We start from the raw sequence: 16471 nt of genomic DNA, 5'->3' as shown, positions 1-16471 counted from the left end.
AGCTGTTATAAAGTTGCGCGCAAACCTAAAAGAGCCACGCCTAATGCGACCATTTTTCAAGACATGGCTAACCATCTGCCTATTAATGCCACTGGCCGCCCACGCCACCAATCGTGAGCAACGTCTTCCTAACGTTAACGGTTTCACCCCTAAAGTTCACAGCACGCCAGGCACCGCCAAATCGGTAAAGCTGACCGTCAACCGCCCGACTCAACTGAGCAAGGCCCACCACGGCAAAGCAACGCCCGGCCTGATGGCAGTCAACACCAAGCAAAGCAGCAACGTCCTCAGCCGCGCCGTGAATGTACTCGGTACTCCTTATCGTTGGGGCGGCAGCAGCCCAAGTAAAGGGTTCGACTGCAGTGGTTTGGTGAAATATGCGTTTAACGATGTAAAAGCGGTGGATTTGCCACGCACCTCCAACGCCATGGCCGCCGGCCACGGGCTGAAGGTTGATCGCAAAGACCTCAAGCCGGGCGACCTGTTGTTCTTCAAATTGAAGAGCCGCCAGGTCAACCACGTTGCCATCTACCTGGGCAACGACCGCTTTATCCACGCGCCACGTCGTGGCAAGTCGGTAAGCATCGACACGCTGAAAAAGCCGTTCTGGGACAAGAACTACGTGATTGCCAAGCGGGTTCTGCCGAAAGAGCAGAACAACAACCTGCGGGTTGTTCAGCGCTAAGCCCTAGCTGAAATACAGTAAAAAATGTGGGAGCGGGCTTGCTCGCGAATGCGCAGTGTCAGTCGCCATCTCTGGTGACTGATCCACCGCATTCGCGAGCAAGCCCGCTCCCACATTTGATTTTCAGTGCCCGCAATACCTCAGATATCCCCAGGCACCCTCGCCTGCCCCCGCGCCACCTCCCGGCTGATCACACCCTCGCCGACCAACGCCTTCAAACTCATATCCAACGTCTTCATCCCCAACGCCCCGCCGGTCTGAATCGCCGAGACCATCTGCGCCACCTTGTCTTCGCGGATCAGGTTACGAATCGCTGGCGTGCCCAGCATGATCTCGTGAGCCGCCACCCGCCCGCCGCCGACCTTCTTCACCAGCACTTGCGACACCACCGCCTGCAACGACTCCGAAAGCATCGAGCGCACCATGGCCTTTTCCCCTGCCGGGAACACATCCACCAGCCGGTCCACGGTCTTGGCTGCCGACGTGGTGTGCAAGGTGCCAAATACCAGATGCCCGGTCTCAGCGGCTGTCAGGGCCAGGCGGATAGTCTCCAGGTCGCGCAACTCGCCCACCAGGATCACATCCGGGTCTTCGCGCAGGGCCGACCGCAGCGCCGCGGCGAAGCTGTGGGTATCGCGGTGCACCTGGCGCTGGTTGATCAAGGCCATTTTCGGCCTGTGGATAAATTCAATGGGGTCTTCCAGGGTGAGTATGTGCTGGCGCCGATGCTCGTTGAGGTAGTCGATCATCGCCGCCAGCGTCGTGGACTTGCCGGACCCGGTCGGGCCGGTCACCAACACCAGGCCGCGCGGCAGCTGGGCGATACGCTGGAATACCTCGCCGAGCCCGAGGCTTTCCAGGCTCTGCACTTGCTCAGGAATGGTACGAAACACCGCGCCCATGCCGCGATCCTGCTGGAACACATTCACGCGGAACCGCGCCACACTCGGCAGCTCGAAGGCAAAATCCGTTTCAAGAGATGTTTCGAAATCCTTTTGCTGGCATCGGTTGAGCAAAGGGCTCAATAAATCCGCAACTTGCGGGGGCAAAAGCGCCGGGCCATCCATTGGCCAGACCTCGCCATCGACACGCAGCATCGGCGCCAGGCCGGCGGACAAATGCAGGTCGGAGGCGCCACGGCGCACGCTGGCCGTCAGCAATTCAGTGATATCCATAGGGCTTTCCATTTCCAGTAGAATGCCGCGGACTCCATATCCACGGGTGCATCTTGAATGTCGACGATAGCAGACAACATTGGCCAGGTTAGCGAGCGGATCCGTGCCGCGGCCCACGCCGTGCAACGCGACGAAAGCAGCATCCACCTGCTGGCCGTGAGCAAGACCAAACCTGCGCAAGCCGTGCGCGATGCCTATGCTGCCGGGATGCGCGATTTTGGCGAGAACTATCTGCAGGAAGCCTTGGGCAAACAGGCCGAATTAACCGACCTGCCCTTGAGTTGGCACTTCATCGGCCCCATTCAATCGAACAAGACTCGTGCGATCGCCGAGAACTTCGCTTGGGTACATTCCGTGGACCGCTTGAAAATTGCTCAACGCTTGTCCGAACAACGCCCGGCCGACCTGGCGCCGCTGAACATCTGCATCCAGGTCAACGTCAGTGGCGAAGCCAGCAAGTCCGGCTGTACGCCCGCCGACCTGCCGGCCCTGGCCAATGCGATCAGCGCTTTGCCGCGCCTGAAACTGCGCGGTTTGATGGCGATCCCCGAGCCGACTGAAGACCGAGCCGCACAAGACGCCGCGTTCGCCACGGTGCGCGACCTGCAAGCCAGCCTGAACCTGGGGCTCGACACACTTTCCATGGGCATGAGCCACGACCTTGAGTCGGCCATTGCCCAAGGCGCCACCTGGGTGCGGATCGGCACCGCCCTGTTTGGTGCCCGCGACTACGGCCAGCCGTGAAATGGCTGACTTTCCTCTGAATAAGGACCTGTCATGAGCAACACGCGTATTGCCTTTATCGGCGCCGGTAACATGGCGGCCAGCCTGATCGGCGGCCTGCGGGCCAAAGGCCTCGAAGCCACCCGGATTCGCGCCAGCGACCCAGGCGCCGACACCCGTGCCCGCGTCAGCGCCGAGCACGGCATTGAAACCTTCGCCGACAACGCCGAGGCCATCCAGGGCGTCGACGTGATCGTGCTGGCGGTGAAACCTCAGGCCATGAAAGCCGTGTGCGAGAGCCTGCGACCAAGCCTGCAGCCGCACCAGCTGGTGGTCTCCATCGCTGCCGGGATCACTTGCGCCAGCATGAACAACTGGCTGGGTGCCCAACCCATCGTGCGCTGCATGCCCAACACCCCGGCGCTGTTGCGTCAGGGCGTAAGCGGCTTGTACGCCACCGCCGAAGTGAACGCCGAACAGCGCGGCCAGGCCCAGGAGCTGCTGTCAGCCGTGGGCCTTGCCGTGTGGCTGGAACAAGAGCAGCAACTGGACGCGGTCACCGCCGTTTCCGGCAGCGGCCCGGCCTACTTCTTCCTGCTGATCGAAGCCATGACCGCCGCCGGCGTGAAGCTTGGGTTGCCGCACGAGGTTGCTGAGCAACTGGCCGAGCAAACCGCGCTGGGCGCTGCGAAGATGGCCGTGGGCAGCGACGTGGACGCCGCAGAACTGCGCCGCCGCGTCACTTCGCCGGGCGGTACTACCCAAGCGGCCATCGAATCGTTCCAGGCCGGAGGCTTTGAAGCTCTGGTCGAAAAGGCCCTCGGCGCCGCGGCGCAGCGTTCGGCTGAAATGGCCGAGCAACTGGGCAAATAGTCGTCCCCTACATGCAACTGGGTTAGATAGGAATACACCATGCTCGGAATCAATGACGCTGCCATTTTCATCATCCAGACCCTGGGCAGCCTGTACCTGCTGATCGTGCTGATGCGTTTTATCCTGCAACTGGTGCGGGCGAACTTCTACAACCCGCTCTGCCAATTCGTGGTGAAGGCCACCCAGCCGCTGCTCAAGCCGTTGCGCCGCGTGATCCCAAGCCTGTTCGGGCTGGACATGTCGTCGCTGGTGCTGGCGCTGCTGCTGCAGATCCTGCTGTTTGTGGTGATCCTGATGCTCAACGGCTATGCGGCGTTCACCGTACTGCTGCTGCCATGGGGCCTGATCGGCATCTTCTCGCTGTTTTTGAAGATCATCTTCTGGTCGATGATCATCAGCGTGATCCTGTCGTGGGTCGCACCCGGCAGCCGCAGCCCGGGCGCTGAGCTGGTTACCCAGATCACCGAGCCGGTGCTGGCGCCGTTCCGTCGGTTGATCCCGAACCTGGGCGGCCTGGATATCTCGCCGATCTTCGCGTTCATCGCGATTCAGCTGCTGCAAAGCTGGGTGATTCCGCGTCTGGCTTACTATGCGTTCATGCCCAAAGAGCTGTTTGGCCTGATCTGACCGCATGATCGTTCCCACGCTCTGCGTGGGAACGCCTCTTGGGACGCTCTGCGTCCCCTCATGCAGGATGCGACGCGGAGCGTCACCGGCTGCGTTCCCACGCGGAGCGTAGGAACGATCATCTGGCTCAGGGTTTGCTTGCCGCTGGGGTCACCGCTCTTTAGACTTACGCCTCATTTAAACGAGAGCAGGGTCGATGCCAACTGCCTTCCCCCCCGATTCTGTTGGACTGGTCGTGCCCCAAGTGGCGCACTTCAGCGAACCGCTGGCCCTGGCCTGCGGCCGTTCGCTGCCTGCCTATGACCTGATCTATGAAACCTACGGCCAACTGAACGCCACGGCGAGCAACGCCGTGCTGATCTGCCACGCCCTGTCCGGCCATCACCATGCTGCAGGTTTCCACAGTGCCGACGAGCGCAAGCCCGGCTGGTGGGACAGCTGCATCGGCCCAGGCAAACCCATCGACACCAACAAGTTCTTTGTGGTCAGCCTGAATAACCTCGGCGGCTGCAACGGTTCCACTGGCCCGAGCAGCCTCAACCCGGAAACCGGCAAGCCGTTCGGCGCTGACTTCCCGGTGCTGACCGTGGAAGACTGGGTGCACAGCCAGGCACGCCTGGCCGACCTGCTGGGCATCCAGCAATGGGCCGCCGTGATCGGCGGCAGCCTCGGCGGCATGCAAGCGTTGCAATGGACCATCACCTACCCGGACCGCGTGCGCCACTGCCTGGCCATCGCCTCGGCCCCCAAGCTGTCGGCGCAGAACATCGCCTTCAACGAAGTGGCGCGCCAGGCGATCCTCACCGACCCCGAGTTCCACGGCGGTTCGTTCCAGGAAGCTGGCGTAATCCCCAAGCGCGGCTTGATGCTCGCGCGCATGGTCGGGCACATCACCTACCTGTCCGATGACTCCATGGGCGAGAAATTCGGCCGTGGGCTCAAGAGTGAAAAGCTCAACTACGACTTCCACAGCGTCGAGTTCCAGGTCGAAAGCTACCTGCGTTATCAGGGCGAGGAATTTTCCGGGCGTTTCGATGCCAACACCTACCTGCTGATGACCAAGGCGCTGGACTACTTCGACCCGGCCGCCAACTTCAACGACGACCTGGCGAAAACCTTCGAAGGTGCCACGGCCAAGTTCTGCGTGATGTCGTTCACCACCGACTGGCGGTTCTCGCCGGCGCGCTCCCGTGAGCTGGTGGACGCCCTGATGGCCGCGCGCAAAGACGTCTGCTACCTGGAGATCGATGCTCCGCAAGGCCATGACGCCTTTCTGATTCCGATCCCGCGTTACCTGCAGGCGTTCGGCAATTACATGAACCGAATTACTCTGTGAGAACGCCATGAGAGCCGACCTGGAAATCATCCAAGACTGGATCCCCGCTGGCAGCCGCGTGCTCGACCTTGGCTGCGGTGATGGCGAACTGCTGAGTTGGCTACGCGACAACAAGCAAGTCACCGGTTATGGCCTGGAAAACGACCCGGACAACATCGCCCAGTGTGTTGCCAAAGGCATCAACGTGATCGAGCAGGACCTGGACAAGGGCCTGGGCAACTTTGCCAGCAACAGCTTCGACATCGTGGTGATGACCCAGGCCTTGCAAGCGGTGCACTACCCGGACCGCATCCTCGACGAAATGCTGCGTGTAGGCCGCCAGTGCATCATCACGTTCCCCAACTTCGGCCACTGGCGCTGCCGCTGGTACCTGGCCACCAAGGGTCGCATGCCGGTGTCCGATTTCCTGCCGTACACGTGGTACAACACGCCGAACATCCACTTCTGCACCTTCGAAGACTTCGAAGCCTTGTGCGGAGAGCGTGAGGCCAAGGTGATCAACCGCCTTGCTGTCGATCAACAGCACCGCCACGGCTGGGCGAGTAAGCTATGGCCTAACCTGTTGGGCGAAATTGGTATTTACCGGGTCAGCAGTCCTGGCCTGACCGACCACAAGATTGCCGTCTAATCATTTTCAAGAGGGACGCTCATGAGTCGTTTGGCTGTTTTTTTATTGACCGCACTGCTTGGCGCAAACGCTATGGCTGCCGACGTAATCGACCCTAACCGCACCAAGGAATTTGGTGATATCACCGTACGCTACAACACGTTCACCTCGAGCTTCCTGCAACCCGAGACGGCCCAGGCCGTTGGCGTGGTACGCAGCAAGAACAAGGGGCTGATCAACGTATCGGTGTTTAAAGGTGTGACACCGGTAGTGGCGCAAGTCACCGGCACCATCAAGGACTCGCTCGGCAAGAGTGAAGTACTGACGTTCAAGCAGATCACCGAAAAAGGTGTGACCAATTACCTCGCGCCCTACTCCGTGCCGCAACAGGAATTCAAGACCTTCACCATCAACGTTGAAACCGGCGGCAAGGCCCACGGCTTCAGTTTTGTCCAAGAACTTTTCCCGGCTGAATGATGAACCTCACCCAACTCGTACTGGCCAGCCATAACGCCGGCAAACTCAAAGAACTGCAGGCCATGCTCGGTGACTCCGTGCAACTGCGCTCGATTGGCGAGTTCAGCCAGGTCGAGCCGGAAGAAACCGGCCTGTCGTTCGTCGAGAACGCCATTCTCAAGGCGCGCAATGCCGCACGCATTTCCGGCCTGCCGGCGTTGGCGGATGACTCGGGCCTGGCCGTGGACTTCCTCGGCGGCGCCCCTGGCATTTACTCGGCACGCTACGCCGATGGCAAGGGCGACGCGGCCAACAACGCCAAGCTGTTGGACGCGCTCAAGGATGTGCCGGACGCGATGCGCGGCGCGCAGTTCGTCTGCGTGCTGGCGCTGGTACGGCATGCCGATGACCCGCTGCCGATCCTCTGCGAAGGGTTATGGCACGGGCGCATCCTGCATGCGGCCAGCGGCGAGCATGGTTTCGGCTACGACCCGTTGTTCTGGGTGCCGGAGCGCAATGTCTCCAGCGCCGAACTGAGCCCGGCCGACAAGAACCAGATCAGCCACCGCGCCCGCGCAATGGATTTGCTGCGCCAACGCCTGAGCCTGAAATGACCCAGAACACCTCTGCGCAGCCGCTGATCCACGGCGGCGCGCAAACACCTCGGGCGGCCCTGCCTGTGCTGCCGCCCCTGGCGCTGTACATCCACATCCCGTGGTGTGTACGCAAATGCCCTTATTGCGACTTCAACTCCCACACCGCGAGCAAAGTGCTGCCGGAAGAAGAGTACGTGGACGCGCTGCTGGCTGACCTTGATCAAGACCTGCACGCGGTTTATGGCCGTGAACTCAGCTCGATCTTTTTCGGTGGCGGCACGCCGAGCCTGTTCAGCGCCGCTGCGTTGGGCCGCTTGCTCAAGGGTGTGGAAGCACGCATCCCATTTGCCAGCGATATCGAGATCACCCTGGAAGCCAACCCCGGGACCTTCGAGCAAGAGAAGTTCGTGGCGTACCGCAAGCTGGGGATCAATCGCCTGTCCATCGGTATCCAGAGCTTCCAGCAGCAAAAACTTGAGGCCTTGGGCCGCATTCATAACGGCGACGAAGCCGTACGCGCGGCGGGCATGGCACGCCAGGCCGGGTTCGATAACTTCAACCTGGACTTGATGCACGGCTTGCCCGATCAATCCCTGGACGATGCCTTGAGCGACTTGCGCCAAGCCATCGCCCTGAAGCCGACGCACCTGTCCTGGTATCAGCTGACCCTGGAGCCCAACACTGTGTTCTGGAACCAGCCGCCCGCGCTGCCGGAAGACGACACGCTGTGGGACATTCAGGAAGCCGGCCAGGCGCTGCTGGCCGAACACGGTTACGCGCAATATGAAGTGTCGGCCTATGCCCAAGCGGGCCGCCCGGCACGGCATAACCTCAATTACTGGAGCTTCGGCGACTTTATCGGCATCGGCGCGGGCGCCCACGGCAAGCTGAGCCACCCCGACGGGCGCATCGTGCGCACGTGGAAGACGCGTGCACCGAAGGACTACCTCAACCCGGCCAAAAGTTTCCAGGCCGGGGCGAAAGAACTGACCAATGAAGAACTGCCGTTCGAGTTCCTGATGAACGCGTTGCGCCTCACCGACGGTGTCGACGCCAGGCTCTATGCCGAGCGCACCGGCCTCGACTTGGCGAGCCTGGACGAAGGCCGCAAGGAGGCAGAACAAAGTGGCTTAATGCAGGTCGAACCGTCACGCCTGGCGGCGACTGACCGCGGGCAACTCTTTCTCAATGACCTGTTGCAGAAGTTTTTGAGCTGACGCTCTTAAGGAAATCGAATGGATTTGGTACTCGACCTGCTCGCCACCGTATCCCGCTGGAGCCGTAGCAACCTGTCGGAAATCTCCCTGGCGCTTGTCGGCTGCTTGCTGGTGCTGTTCGGCGCCGATATCAAAGGCTGGATCGAAGCCCGCCTGGGCAGCATCGCCGGGGCGTTGCGCGTACCGTTGATGGCGCTGGTGTGCATGATTGGTAGCGGCGCGGCATTGATCTACGCGACGCCGTGGATTGTGCGGGGGTTGAGCCAGTTCAATAACTACAGCCTGGCGCCGGTGTTGGTGGTAGTGCTGGTGTTGATTGGCGTAGTCGCCGACCGCCGCTGAATTCCGGCACACCACAAAACAAATGTGGGAGCTGGCTTGCCTGCGATGCAGACACCTCGGTGTATCAGTGATACCCAGGTGATGCTATCGCGGGCAAGCCAGCTCCCACAGTTGATTGCATTTCAGATTTCTAGCTGTTTAAGCCAGCTTCTCGAACTTCAAATCCCACACCCCATGCCCCAACCGCTCGCCGCGGCGTTCGAACTTGGTGATCGGACGCTCAGCCGGGCGTGGCACGCATTTGCCGTCTTCGGCCAGGTTGCGGTAGCCAGGGGCGACGTTCATCACTTCCAGCATGTATTCGGCATACGGTTCCCAGTCGGTGGCCATGTGCAGGATGCCGCCGACTTTGAGCTTGCTGCGCACCAGCTCCGCGAAGGACGCCTGGACGATGCGGCGCTTGTGGTGACGGGCTTTGTGCCATGGGTCTGGGAAGAACAGCATCAGGCGGTCGAGGCTGTTGTCGGCGATGCAGCGGTTGAGCACTTCGATCGCGTCGCAGTCGTAGACGCGCAGGTTCGTCAGGCCTTGGGTCAGCACACCATTGAGCAGCGCGCCGACGCCTGGGCGGTGCACTTCCACACCAATGAAATCCTGCTCCGGCGACGCCGCAGCCATTTCCAGCAGGGAGTGGCCCATGCCAAAACCGATTTCCAGGGAACGCGGGGCGGAACGGCCAAACACCTGGTCGTAGTCCACCGGCGCATCGGCCAGCGGCAACACGAACAGCGGCGTACCTTGTTCCAGGCCCTTTTGCTGGCCTTCGGTCATGCGACCGGCGCGCATCACAAAACTCTTGATGCGGCGGTGCTTGGACTCGTCGCCTTCTTCCACGGTGTTCGGCGTTTCGTTTGATTCAGTCATCAATGGCTCTTACTTGATCAGACCATCCAGCGGCGAAGAGGCGCTGGCGTAGAGTTTTTTCGGCATGCGGCCGGCGAGGTAGGCCAGGCGGCCCGCGACGATGGCGTGGTTCATGGCTTCGGCCATCATGATCGGTTGCTGGGCATGGGCGATGGCCGAGTTCATCAGCACCGCGTCGCAGCCCAGTTCCATCGCAATAGTGGCGTCGGAGGCAGTACCGACACCGGCGTCCACCAACACAGGAATCTTGGCTTCTTCAAGGATGATCTGCAGGTTATACGGGTTGCAGATGCCCAGGCCGGAACCGATCAGACCCGCCAGCGGCATCACCGCGATGCAGCCGATGTCCGCCAATTGACGGGCAATGATCGGGTCATCACTGGTGTAGACCATCACGTCGAAGCCTTCCTTGACCAGCGTTTCGGCGGCCTTGAGGGTTTCGATCACGTTGGGGAACAGGGTTTTCTGGTCGGCCAGCACTTCCAGCTTCACCAGATTGTGGCCGTCGAGCAGCTCACGGGCCAGGCGGCAGGTGCGCACGGCTTCGATGGCGTCGTAGCAACCGGCAGTGTTCGGCAAGAAGGTGTAGCGATCCGGCGACAGCACTTCGAGCAGGTTCGGCTCGCCTTCGATCTGGCCAAGGTTGGTGCGGCGTACGGCAAAGGTGACGATCTCGGCCCCCGAGGCCTCGATGGCCAGGCGGGTTTCTTCCATGTCGCGGTACTTGCCGGTGCCGACCAGCAAACGGGACTGGTAGGTACGACCGGCCAATACGAAGGGCTTGTCGCTACGAACGATGCTCATGGAAAATCCTCGAGTTGGGGTGAGGTTCTGCAGAATGCGGGTTGGCGCCCTTGAGCGCCGGATGGCTAGCCGCCGCCGATGGCGTGGACCACTTCGACCTGGTCACCTTCGGTGAGCGCGGTGTCGGCATGTTGGCTACGCGGGACGATATCCAGGTTGAGTTCCACTGCGACGCGACGCCCGGTCAAGTCCAGACGGGTCAGCAGGGCCGCAACGGTTTCACCGTCGGGCAGTTCAAAGGGGTCGCCGTTCAACTGAATGCGCATGCCACAGGCCGCCATCGTTTTTAGGGGCCAGCATTCTAGCCCGATTGGCGTTGTCGGCCCAAGCCCCTCGGTCAGATGACCTGCAGGCGCCAGGCGGTGAGCCCCAGAAAGAACCAGCCGAGCAGGAACGCCAGCCCACCAAACGGCGTGATGATGCCGAGCTTGCTAACGCCGGTCAGGGTCAGCGCATACAAGCTGCCGGAAAACAGCAGGATGCCGACGGTAAAGGAAATGCCCGCCCAGCTGACCAGCCGGCCAGGAATATGCGCCGCCAGCAGTGCCACGCCGAACAACGCCAGGGCGTGCACCAGCTGGTAGGTCACGCCGGTGTGGAAGATCGCCAGGTACTCGGCGCTCAGGCGGTTTTTCAGGCCATGAGCAGCAAAGGCGCCGAGGGCGACGCCGGTGAAGCCGAAAAAGGCAGCCAGCATCAGAAAGCTACGCAGCATGAGGAACTCCAGTCAGACTCAAAGGGCCGGGTCTGTATAATGGCCCGCTCAACGGGTTCGGCCAAGCCATCTCTATGCTGCGTCTCCTCTTCAAGCGTTTTCTCAAAGTCGTGAAATGGTTTGCCATCGGCAGTGTGCTGCTGGTGCTGCTGTTTCGTGTCATCCCGCCACCGTTCACCGCGTTGATGGTGGAGCGCAAGGTTGAATCCTGGGTCGACGGCGAGCCGATTGACCTGCAACGCACGTGGGTGCCGTGGGATGAGATCGCCGATGACCTTAAAGTGGCGGTGATGGCCGGTGAAGACCAGCGCTTCCCGCAGCACTGGGGCTTTGATTTTGGCGCGATTCAGGCGGCATTGCTGCACAACGAGCGCGGCGGCTCGATTCGAGGCGCCAGTACGTTGAGCCAGCAGGTGTCGAAAAACCTGTTCCTGTGGACCGGCCGCAGCTATTTGCGCAAAGGGCTGGAGGCCTGGTTTACCGGGTTGATCGAGATATTTTGGCCCAAGCAGCGGATTCTTGAGGTGTACCTCAACAGCGTGGAATGGGATGAAGGCGTGTTTGGCGCCGAAGCAGCGGCGCGGCATCACTTTGGGGTGAGTGCCAAGGGGCTTTCGCGTCAGCAGGCCAGCTATTTGGCGGCGGTGTTGCCGAATCCGCGGGTGTGGAGTGCCAGCCATCCGACGGCGTATGTGGCACGCCGGGCTGCGTGGATTCGTCAGCAGATGAGCCAGTTGGGTGGGGATGGTTACTTGGTGGAGCTGAACAACTCGCGCAAGGCTCCGTGGTCCGACTGACACCACAAAAAAAGACAAAATGTGGGAGCTGTGGGTCAGCCTGCAAATGAGCTGACTGACAGGGCCTCATCGCAGGCAAGCCAGCTCCCACATTGGACCGGGTTGGATTTGAAATTTTCTTAAAAACCACCGCAATACGCGTTGATCTAACTGAAAGAACACAGAAACAAATGTGGGAGCGGGCTTGCTCGCGAATGCGATGTTTCAATCAACATTTCCGTTGACTGACACTCCGCTTTCGCGAGCAAGCCCGCTCCCACATTCGATCGCGTTGTTTTCGAACTCTGCGCTTTAGGCCGCGATCGACAACTTCAGCTTGTTCATCGCGCTTTTCTCAAGCTGACGAATCCGCTCGGCCGACACGTTGTACTTTTGCGCGAGGTCGTGCAGCGTGGCTTTTTCTTCTGCCAGCCAGCGCTGGTAGAGGATGTCACGGCTACGGTCGTCCAAAACTTCCAGCGCTTCGTGCAGGTTGTGATTGGAGTTGTCGCTCCAGTCGGCGTCTTCCAGTTGACGCGCCGGGTCGTACCGGTGGTCTTCCAGGTAGTTGGCCGGCGATTGGAAGGCGCTGTCGTCGTCCGCTTCAGCGGCCGGGTCGAAGGCCATGTCATGGCCGGTCAGGCGGCTTTCCATCTCGCGCACTTCACGCGGCTCCACCCCGAGGCTTTCAGCCACGCGGTGGACTTCCTCGTTGTTCAGCCACGCCAGGCGTTTCTTTTGGCTGCGCAGGTTGAAGAACAGCTTGCGCTGAGCCTTGGTGGTCGCGACTTTCACAATGCGCCAGTTGCGCAGGATGAACTCGTGAATTTCCGCCTTGATCCAGTGCACAGCAAACGACACCAGGCGCACACCCATTTCCGGGTTGAAGCGCTTTACAGCCTTCATCAGGCCAACATTGCCTTCCTGAATCAGGTCGGCCTGGGCCAGACCGTAGCCGCTATAGCTACGGGCGATATGTACGACAAAACGCAGGTGGGCGAGCACCATCTGCCGAGCCGCCCCCAAATCCTGCTCATAGTAGAGACTCTCGGCCAGTTCACGCTCCTGCTCGGGCGTCAGCAATGGAATGCTGTTAACCGTGTGCACATAGGCTTCCAGGTTCGCACCCGGGACCAAGGCATAAGCAGGTTGCAAAGAAGTGGTCATACGAAAAAACCTCCGACTCACATAACTCGTGCAGTTCAGCACTGCGAAAATTGACCGGGAACCGTAGGACAAGTTCCCTAAACCACTGATACGGTCAATACAAACGAAACCACATTACCCTGACATTAACTACTTGGGCGCCAGCTCACGTAAATGCCGTGCGACCGCAATCCAAGCACCGATATACCCCAACAAGACCGCGCCAAGCAAGAGTGACAGACCATCGGCAACCGGCACGCCAGCCAAGGCGAAATCACTGCCGTACAAGCCGGCAAGCCCAACCACCGCGTCGTTCAGCCAGTCCAGGCCAAACGCCAGCACGCCCCAGGACAAAATCCCGGCACCGAAGCCATAAAGCGCGCCCATGTACAGAAAGGGACGACGCACATAGCTGTCTGTGCCGCCGACCAGTTTAATCACTTCTATCTCGGTGCGACGGTTTTCAATATGAAGACGAATGGTATTACCTATCACCAAAAGTAATGCAGACACCAACAACACCGTCAGACCGAACACAAAGCGGTCGCCCAGCTTGAGAATCGCCGCCAGGCGCTCTACCCAGACTAGATCAAGCTGCGCCTGTTGCACCTTGGGCATCTCTGCGAGTTTTTGTCGCAGGGCCTCAAGGGCGGCCTTGTCGACTTCGTTCGGCGTCACCAGCACCACGCCCGGCAGCGGGTTCTGCGGCAGCTCCTTGAGCGCCTCACCCAGGCCGGATTGCTGCTGGAACTCCTCAAGCGCCTGATCGCGGCTGATGTACTCGGCATCCGCCACGCCTGGCAGGTTCTTGATGTCATCGCGCAAGTTTTCGCCGTCTTTGGCGCTGGCGTCGAGGTTCAGGTACAGGGAAATCTGTGCCGCGCGCTGCCAGGAACCGCCCAGGCGCTCGACATTATTAAGCAGCAGCGACAAACCCATCGGCAGGCTCAGCGCTACAGCCATCACCAGGCAGGTGAAAAAGCTGCCGACCGGCTGCTTGCCCAGGCGGCGCAGGCTGTCGAGCAGGCTGGCGCGATGGCTTTCGATCCAGGCGCGCAGCAGCGTGCCGAAGTCCGGGCCGTCGTCTTCGTCGCGTTTTTTCTTCTGCGGTTGCGGGTCGGCGGCTTTCGGCGCCACACGCTCGGAGACTTTAGGGCTGCGTGTTGCACTCATACGCCAGCCTCCCCGTCACCGATCAGGCGGCCGCGTTGCAGCGTCAGCATGCGATGGCGCATGCGTGCGATCAGCGCCAGGTCGTGACTGGCGATCAGCACGCTGGTGCCCAGGCGGTTGATGTCTTCGAACACGCCCATGATCTCGGCCGCCAAACGCGGGTCGAGGTTACCGGTAGGTTCGTCCGCCAGCAGCAAGGCCGGGCGGTGGACGATGGCGCGGGCAATACCGACGCGCTGTTGCTGGCCGGTGGACAGGTCGCCGGGGTACAGATCGGTTTTATCCGACAGCGCCACACGCTCCAGGGCCGAATCCACACGCTTGACGATCTCAGCCTTGGACAGCCCAAGGATCTGCAACGGCAAGGCAATGTTGTTGAACACCGTGCGATCGAACAGCAACTGGTGGTTCTGGAACACCACGCCGATCTGGCGGCGCAGGAACGGAATCTGTGCATTGCTGATAGTGGCCAAATCCTGCCCCGCCAACAGCAACTTGCCGGTGGTCGGGCGCTCCATGGCCAGCAGCAGCCGCAACAAGGTACTTTTGCCCGCGCCCGAGTGACCGGTCACGAACAAGAATTCGCCGCGACGCACTCGAAAGCTCAGCTCATGCAAGCCCACATGCCCGTTGGCGTAGCGTTTACCGACCTGTTCGAATCGAATCATGAACGCTCCCGCTCGGCAAAGAGTGCCTGTACAAAGGGTTCGGCTTCAAAGGTGCGCAGGTCGTCGATGCCTTCACCGACGCCGATATAACGAATCGGCAACCCGAACTGTTTGGCCAGGGCAAAGATCACGCCGCCCTTGGCCGTGCCGTCGAGCTTAGTCAATGCCAGGCCGGTGAGTTGCACCGTCTGGTTGAATTGTTTGGCCTGGCTGATGGCGTTCTGGCCGGTGCCGGCGTCGAGCACCAGCAAGACTTCGTGCGGCGCGTCTGCGTCGAGCTTGCCGATCACGCGGCGGACTTTCTTCAGCTCTTCCATCAAATTGTCTTTGGTGTGCAGGCGACCGGCGGTATCGGCGATCAGCACGTCGATGTTACGTGCCTTGGCGGCTTGCACGGCATCGAAGATCACCGAGGCGGAGTCAGCACCGGTGTGCTGGGCGATGACCGGGATCTTGTTACGCTCACCCCAGACCTGCAACTGCTCCACGGCAGCCGCGCGGAAGGTATCGCCAGCGGCGAGCATGACTTTTTTGCCTTCCGACTGCAGCTTTTTCGCCAGCTTGCCGATTGTGGTGGTTTTACCGGCGCCGTTGACGCCAACAACCAGGATCACGAACGGTTTTTTCGGCGTGATTACCAGCGGCGCCTCGACGGGCTTGAGCATGGCAGCCAGCTCGGCCTGCAGGGACTTGTAGAGAGCGTCCGCATCGGTCAGCTGCTTGCGCGCGACCTTTTGGGTCAGGCTCTGAATGATGACGGCGGTGGCTTCAACGCCCACATCAGCGGTCAGCAGACGGGTTTCGATGTCTTCCAGCAATTCGTCATCGATGACTTTCTTGCCCAGGAACAGGCTGGCCATGCCTTCGCCGATGCTGGCGCTGGTTTTGCTCAGGCCTTGCTTGAGGCGGGCGAAGAAGCCGGTTTTGCTGGTTTCAGCCGGCGCAGCAACAGGCTCTTGCACGACAGGCGGCTCGATCACGACGGGAGCGGCAACTACGACTGGCGCAGGCGTTGGCGTTGGCTCGACAACCACCGGAGCAGGCGTTTCGATGACGGGCGGGGCTTCAACCACAACGGCCACGGGCTCAACCACGACCGGAATCGGCGGCACCACGTGCTCGGCCTGCACATCTTCAACCAGTGCCACGGGCTCCTCTGCCACCGGCAGCTCGAGCCATGGCGTTTGCTCGGGCTCAGGTTCCGGCTCGACCTCAGCCACCGGCTGCAACACCGGTTCAGCCATCGGCAAAATCACCGGCGCCGGGGTTTCAGCAACCGGCTCGGCTTCTACAATTGGCTCGGGGATAGGTTCAGGCTGAACCTGCGGCTGTTCGACGACGGTTTCCTGCGGCTTTTTGCGCAGCCATCCGAACAGGCCTTTTTTCTCGCCAGCCGCAGCTGGGCTCTTCTTGTCGTCGTTGGAACCAAACATGGAGGACGGCTATCTCAAAGTAGCGATGCGCCAGGGCGCCTCGGTAAATAAATTCGATGCAGAACAGACTGCTTTAACGCTCGCTTGTTCATGCGCAACATTTTGTAAGGCGTAAATAAAGGCCTCAACAAATCGTTTCAATAAAGGACTGAAGCGATAACATCGGCGAAAAGTGGAAGATTGTCGGGGAAAACCACCCTGTACTGCCACATTCCTACGACTGGATCCGGAACAAGATGACCGCCGCAGTGGCCG

20 protein-coding genes are annotated in these 16471 nt (G+C 60.6%); 11 read left to right on the top strand and 9 right to left on the bottom strand.

What is annotated here, in order from left to right; all coding sequences use genetic code 11:
• Positions 1–43 precede the first annotated feature (43 nt).
• Positions 44–685, top strand: coding sequence for a C40 family peptidase (locus HX783_RS18545; RefSeq protein WP_177017842.1), 642 nt, complete (start codon positions 44–46; stop codon positions 683–685).
• A gap of 140 nt (positions 686–825) precedes the next feature.
• Here HX783_RS18545 and HX783_RS18540 read toward each other — a convergent pair whose 3' ends face one another.
• The gene (locus tag HX783_RS18540) at positions 826–1860 is read right to left on the bottom strand and encodes a type IV pilus twitching motility protein PilT (RefSeq protein ID WP_177017841.1); all 1035 of its coding nucleotides are present in this window, start codon (positions 1858–1860) and stop codon (positions 826–828) included.
• A 57-nt stretch (positions 1861–1917) separates the two neighbouring features.
• Here HX783_RS18540 and HX783_RS18535 point away from each other — a divergent pair, with 57 nt between their 5' ends.
• The 9 genes from HX783_RS18535 to HX783_RS18495 all read left to right on the top strand — a co-directional run bounded on the left by HX783_RS18535 (position 1918) and on the right by HX783_RS18495 (position 8637).
• Positions 1918–2604 (top strand): YggS family pyridoxal phosphate-dependent enzyme, encoded by a 687-nt coding sequence (locus HX783_RS18535; protein WP_159960651.1) that lies wholly within the window; start codon positions 1918–1920, stop codon positions 2602–2604.
• 33 nt (positions 2605–2637) lie between these two features.
• The gene (gene proC / locus HX783_RS18530; RefSeq protein ID WP_159960653.1) at positions 2638–3456 is read left to right on the top strand and encodes a pyrroline-5-carboxylate reductase; all 819 of its coding nucleotides are present in this window, start codon (positions 2638–2640) and stop codon (positions 3454–3456) included.
• A 39-nt stretch (positions 3457–3495) separates the two neighbouring features.
• Positions 3496–4083 (top strand): YggT family protein, encoded by a 588-nt coding sequence (locus HX783_RS18525; protein ID WP_159960655.1) that lies wholly within the window; start codon positions 3496–3498, stop codon positions 4081–4083.
• 196 nt (positions 4084–4279) lie between these two features.
• Positions 4280–5419: a homoserine O-acetyltransferase gene (locus HX783_RS18520; RefSeq protein WP_159960657.1), complete on the top strand. Its 1140-nt coding sequence runs from the start codon at positions 4280–4282 to the stop codon at positions 5417–5419.
• A gap of 7 nt (positions 5420–5426) precedes the next feature.
• Positions 5427–6047: a methionine biosynthesis protein MetW gene (metW, locus tag HX783_RS18515; protein WP_016972957.1), complete on the top strand. Its 621-nt coding sequence runs from the start codon at positions 5427–5429 to the stop codon at positions 6045–6047.
• Positions 6048–6068: 21 nt separating this feature from the next.
• A complete protein-coding gene (locus HX783_RS18510) occupies positions 6069–6503 on the top strand; it encodes a DUF4426 domain-containing protein (protein ID WP_159960660.1) in 435 nt (144 codons plus the stop codon).
• Complete coding sequence (gene rdgB / locus HX783_RS18505) at positions 6500–7096, top strand: RdgB/HAM1 family non-canonical purine NTP pyrophosphatase (protein ID WP_049711104.1); 597 nt, start codon at positions 6500–6502, stop codon at positions 7094–7096. The genes HX783_RS18510 and rdgB overlap by 4 nt, the downstream gene beginning before the upstream one ends.
• The gene (hemW, locus tag HX783_RS18500; RefSeq protein WP_256347212.1) at positions 7093–8295 is read left to right on the top strand and encodes a radical SAM family heme chaperone HemW; all 1203 of its coding nucleotides are present in this window, start codon (positions 7093–7095) and stop codon (positions 8293–8295) included. The genes rdgB and hemW overlap by 4 nt, the downstream gene beginning before the upstream one ends.
• Positions 8296–8313: 18 nt before the next feature.
• A complete protein-coding gene (locus tag HX783_RS18495) occupies positions 8314–8637 on the top strand; it encodes a DUF3392 domain-containing protein (protein ID WP_122716594.1) in 324 nt (107 codons plus the stop codon).
• A gap of 138 nt (positions 8638–8775) precedes the next feature.
• Here the strand turns inward: HX783_RS18495 and trmB are convergent, their stop codons facing one another.
• The 4 genes from trmB to HX783_RS18475 form a co-directional block, all read right to left on the bottom strand.
• Positions 8776–9501 carry a tRNA (guanosine(46)-N7)-methyltransferase TrmB gene (gene trmB / locus HX783_RS18490; protein WP_060753471.1) on the bottom strand — a complete coding sequence of 242 codons (726 nt, stop codon included), beginning with the start codon at positions 9499–9501 and terminating at the stop codon, positions 8776–8778.
• A 9-nt stretch (positions 9502–9510) separates the two neighbouring features.
• Positions 9511–10305, bottom strand: coding sequence for a thiazole synthase (locus HX783_RS18485; protein ID WP_177017840.1), 795 nt, complete (start codon positions 10303–10305; stop codon positions 9511–9513).
• Between the two features lie 65 nt (positions 10306–10370).
• Positions 10371–10571 carry a sulfur carrier protein ThiS gene (gene thiS / locus HX783_RS18480; RefSeq protein ID WP_159960670.1) on the bottom strand — a complete coding sequence of 67 codons (201 nt, stop codon included), beginning with the start codon at positions 10569–10571 and terminating at the stop codon, positions 10371–10373.
• Positions 10572–10642: 71 nt separating this feature from the next.
• Entirely contained in the window at positions 10643–11020 is a 378-nt protein-coding gene (locus HX783_RS18475; protein ID WP_177017839.1) for a DUF423 domain-containing protein, read from the bottom strand.
• A gap of 74 nt (positions 11021–11094) precedes the next feature.
• On the opposite strand from HX783_RS18475, the gene mtgA reads away from it, so the two are divergent.
• Entirely contained in the window at positions 11095–11817 is a 723-nt protein-coding gene (gene mtgA, locus HX783_RS18470) for a monofunctional biosynthetic peptidoglycan transglycosylase (protein ID WP_177017838.1), read from the top strand.
• A 291-nt stretch (positions 11818–12108) separates the two neighbouring features.
• Here the strand turns inward: mtgA and rpoH are convergent, their stop codons facing one another.
• The 4 genes from rpoH to ftsY all read right to left on the bottom strand — a co-directional run bounded on the left by rpoH (position 12109) and on the right by ftsY (position 16216).
• Positions 12109–12963, bottom strand: a complete 855-nt coding sequence (gene rpoH, locus HX783_RS18465; protein WP_003176698.1) for an RNA polymerase sigma factor RpoH — start codon at positions 12961–12963, stop codon at positions 12109–12111.
• Between the two features lie 129 nt (positions 12964–13092).
• Positions 13093–14115, bottom strand: coding sequence for a permease-like cell division protein FtsX (gene ftsX, locus HX783_RS18460; protein ID WP_159960676.1), 1023 nt, complete (start codon positions 14113–14115; stop codon positions 13093–13095).
• On the bottom strand, positions 14112–14783 hold the full coding sequence (gene ftsE / locus HX783_RS18455) for a cell division ATP-binding protein FtsE (protein WP_003213784.1): 672 nt from the start codon (positions 14781–14783) through the stop codon (positions 14112–14114). The genes ftsX and ftsE overlap by 4 nt, the downstream gene beginning before the upstream one ends.
• On the bottom strand, positions 14780–16216 hold the full coding sequence (gene ftsY, locus HX783_RS18450; protein WP_177017837.1) for a signal recognition particle-docking protein FtsY: 1437 nt from the start codon (positions 16214–16216) through the stop codon (positions 14780–14782). Before ftsY ends, ftsE begins: the two co-directional genes overlap by 4 nt.
• Positions 16217–16471 lie beyond the last annotated feature (255 nt).

The sequence above is a fragment of the Pseudomonas sp. D2002 genome, from assembly GCF_013385735.1.
Lineage (GTDB): Bacteria > Pseudomonadota > Gammaproteobacteria > Pseudomonadales > Pseudomonadaceae > Aquipseudomonas.
Note: the sequence above shows the minus strand (reverse complement) of the source record. Positions and strands in the feature narration are given on the sequence as shown.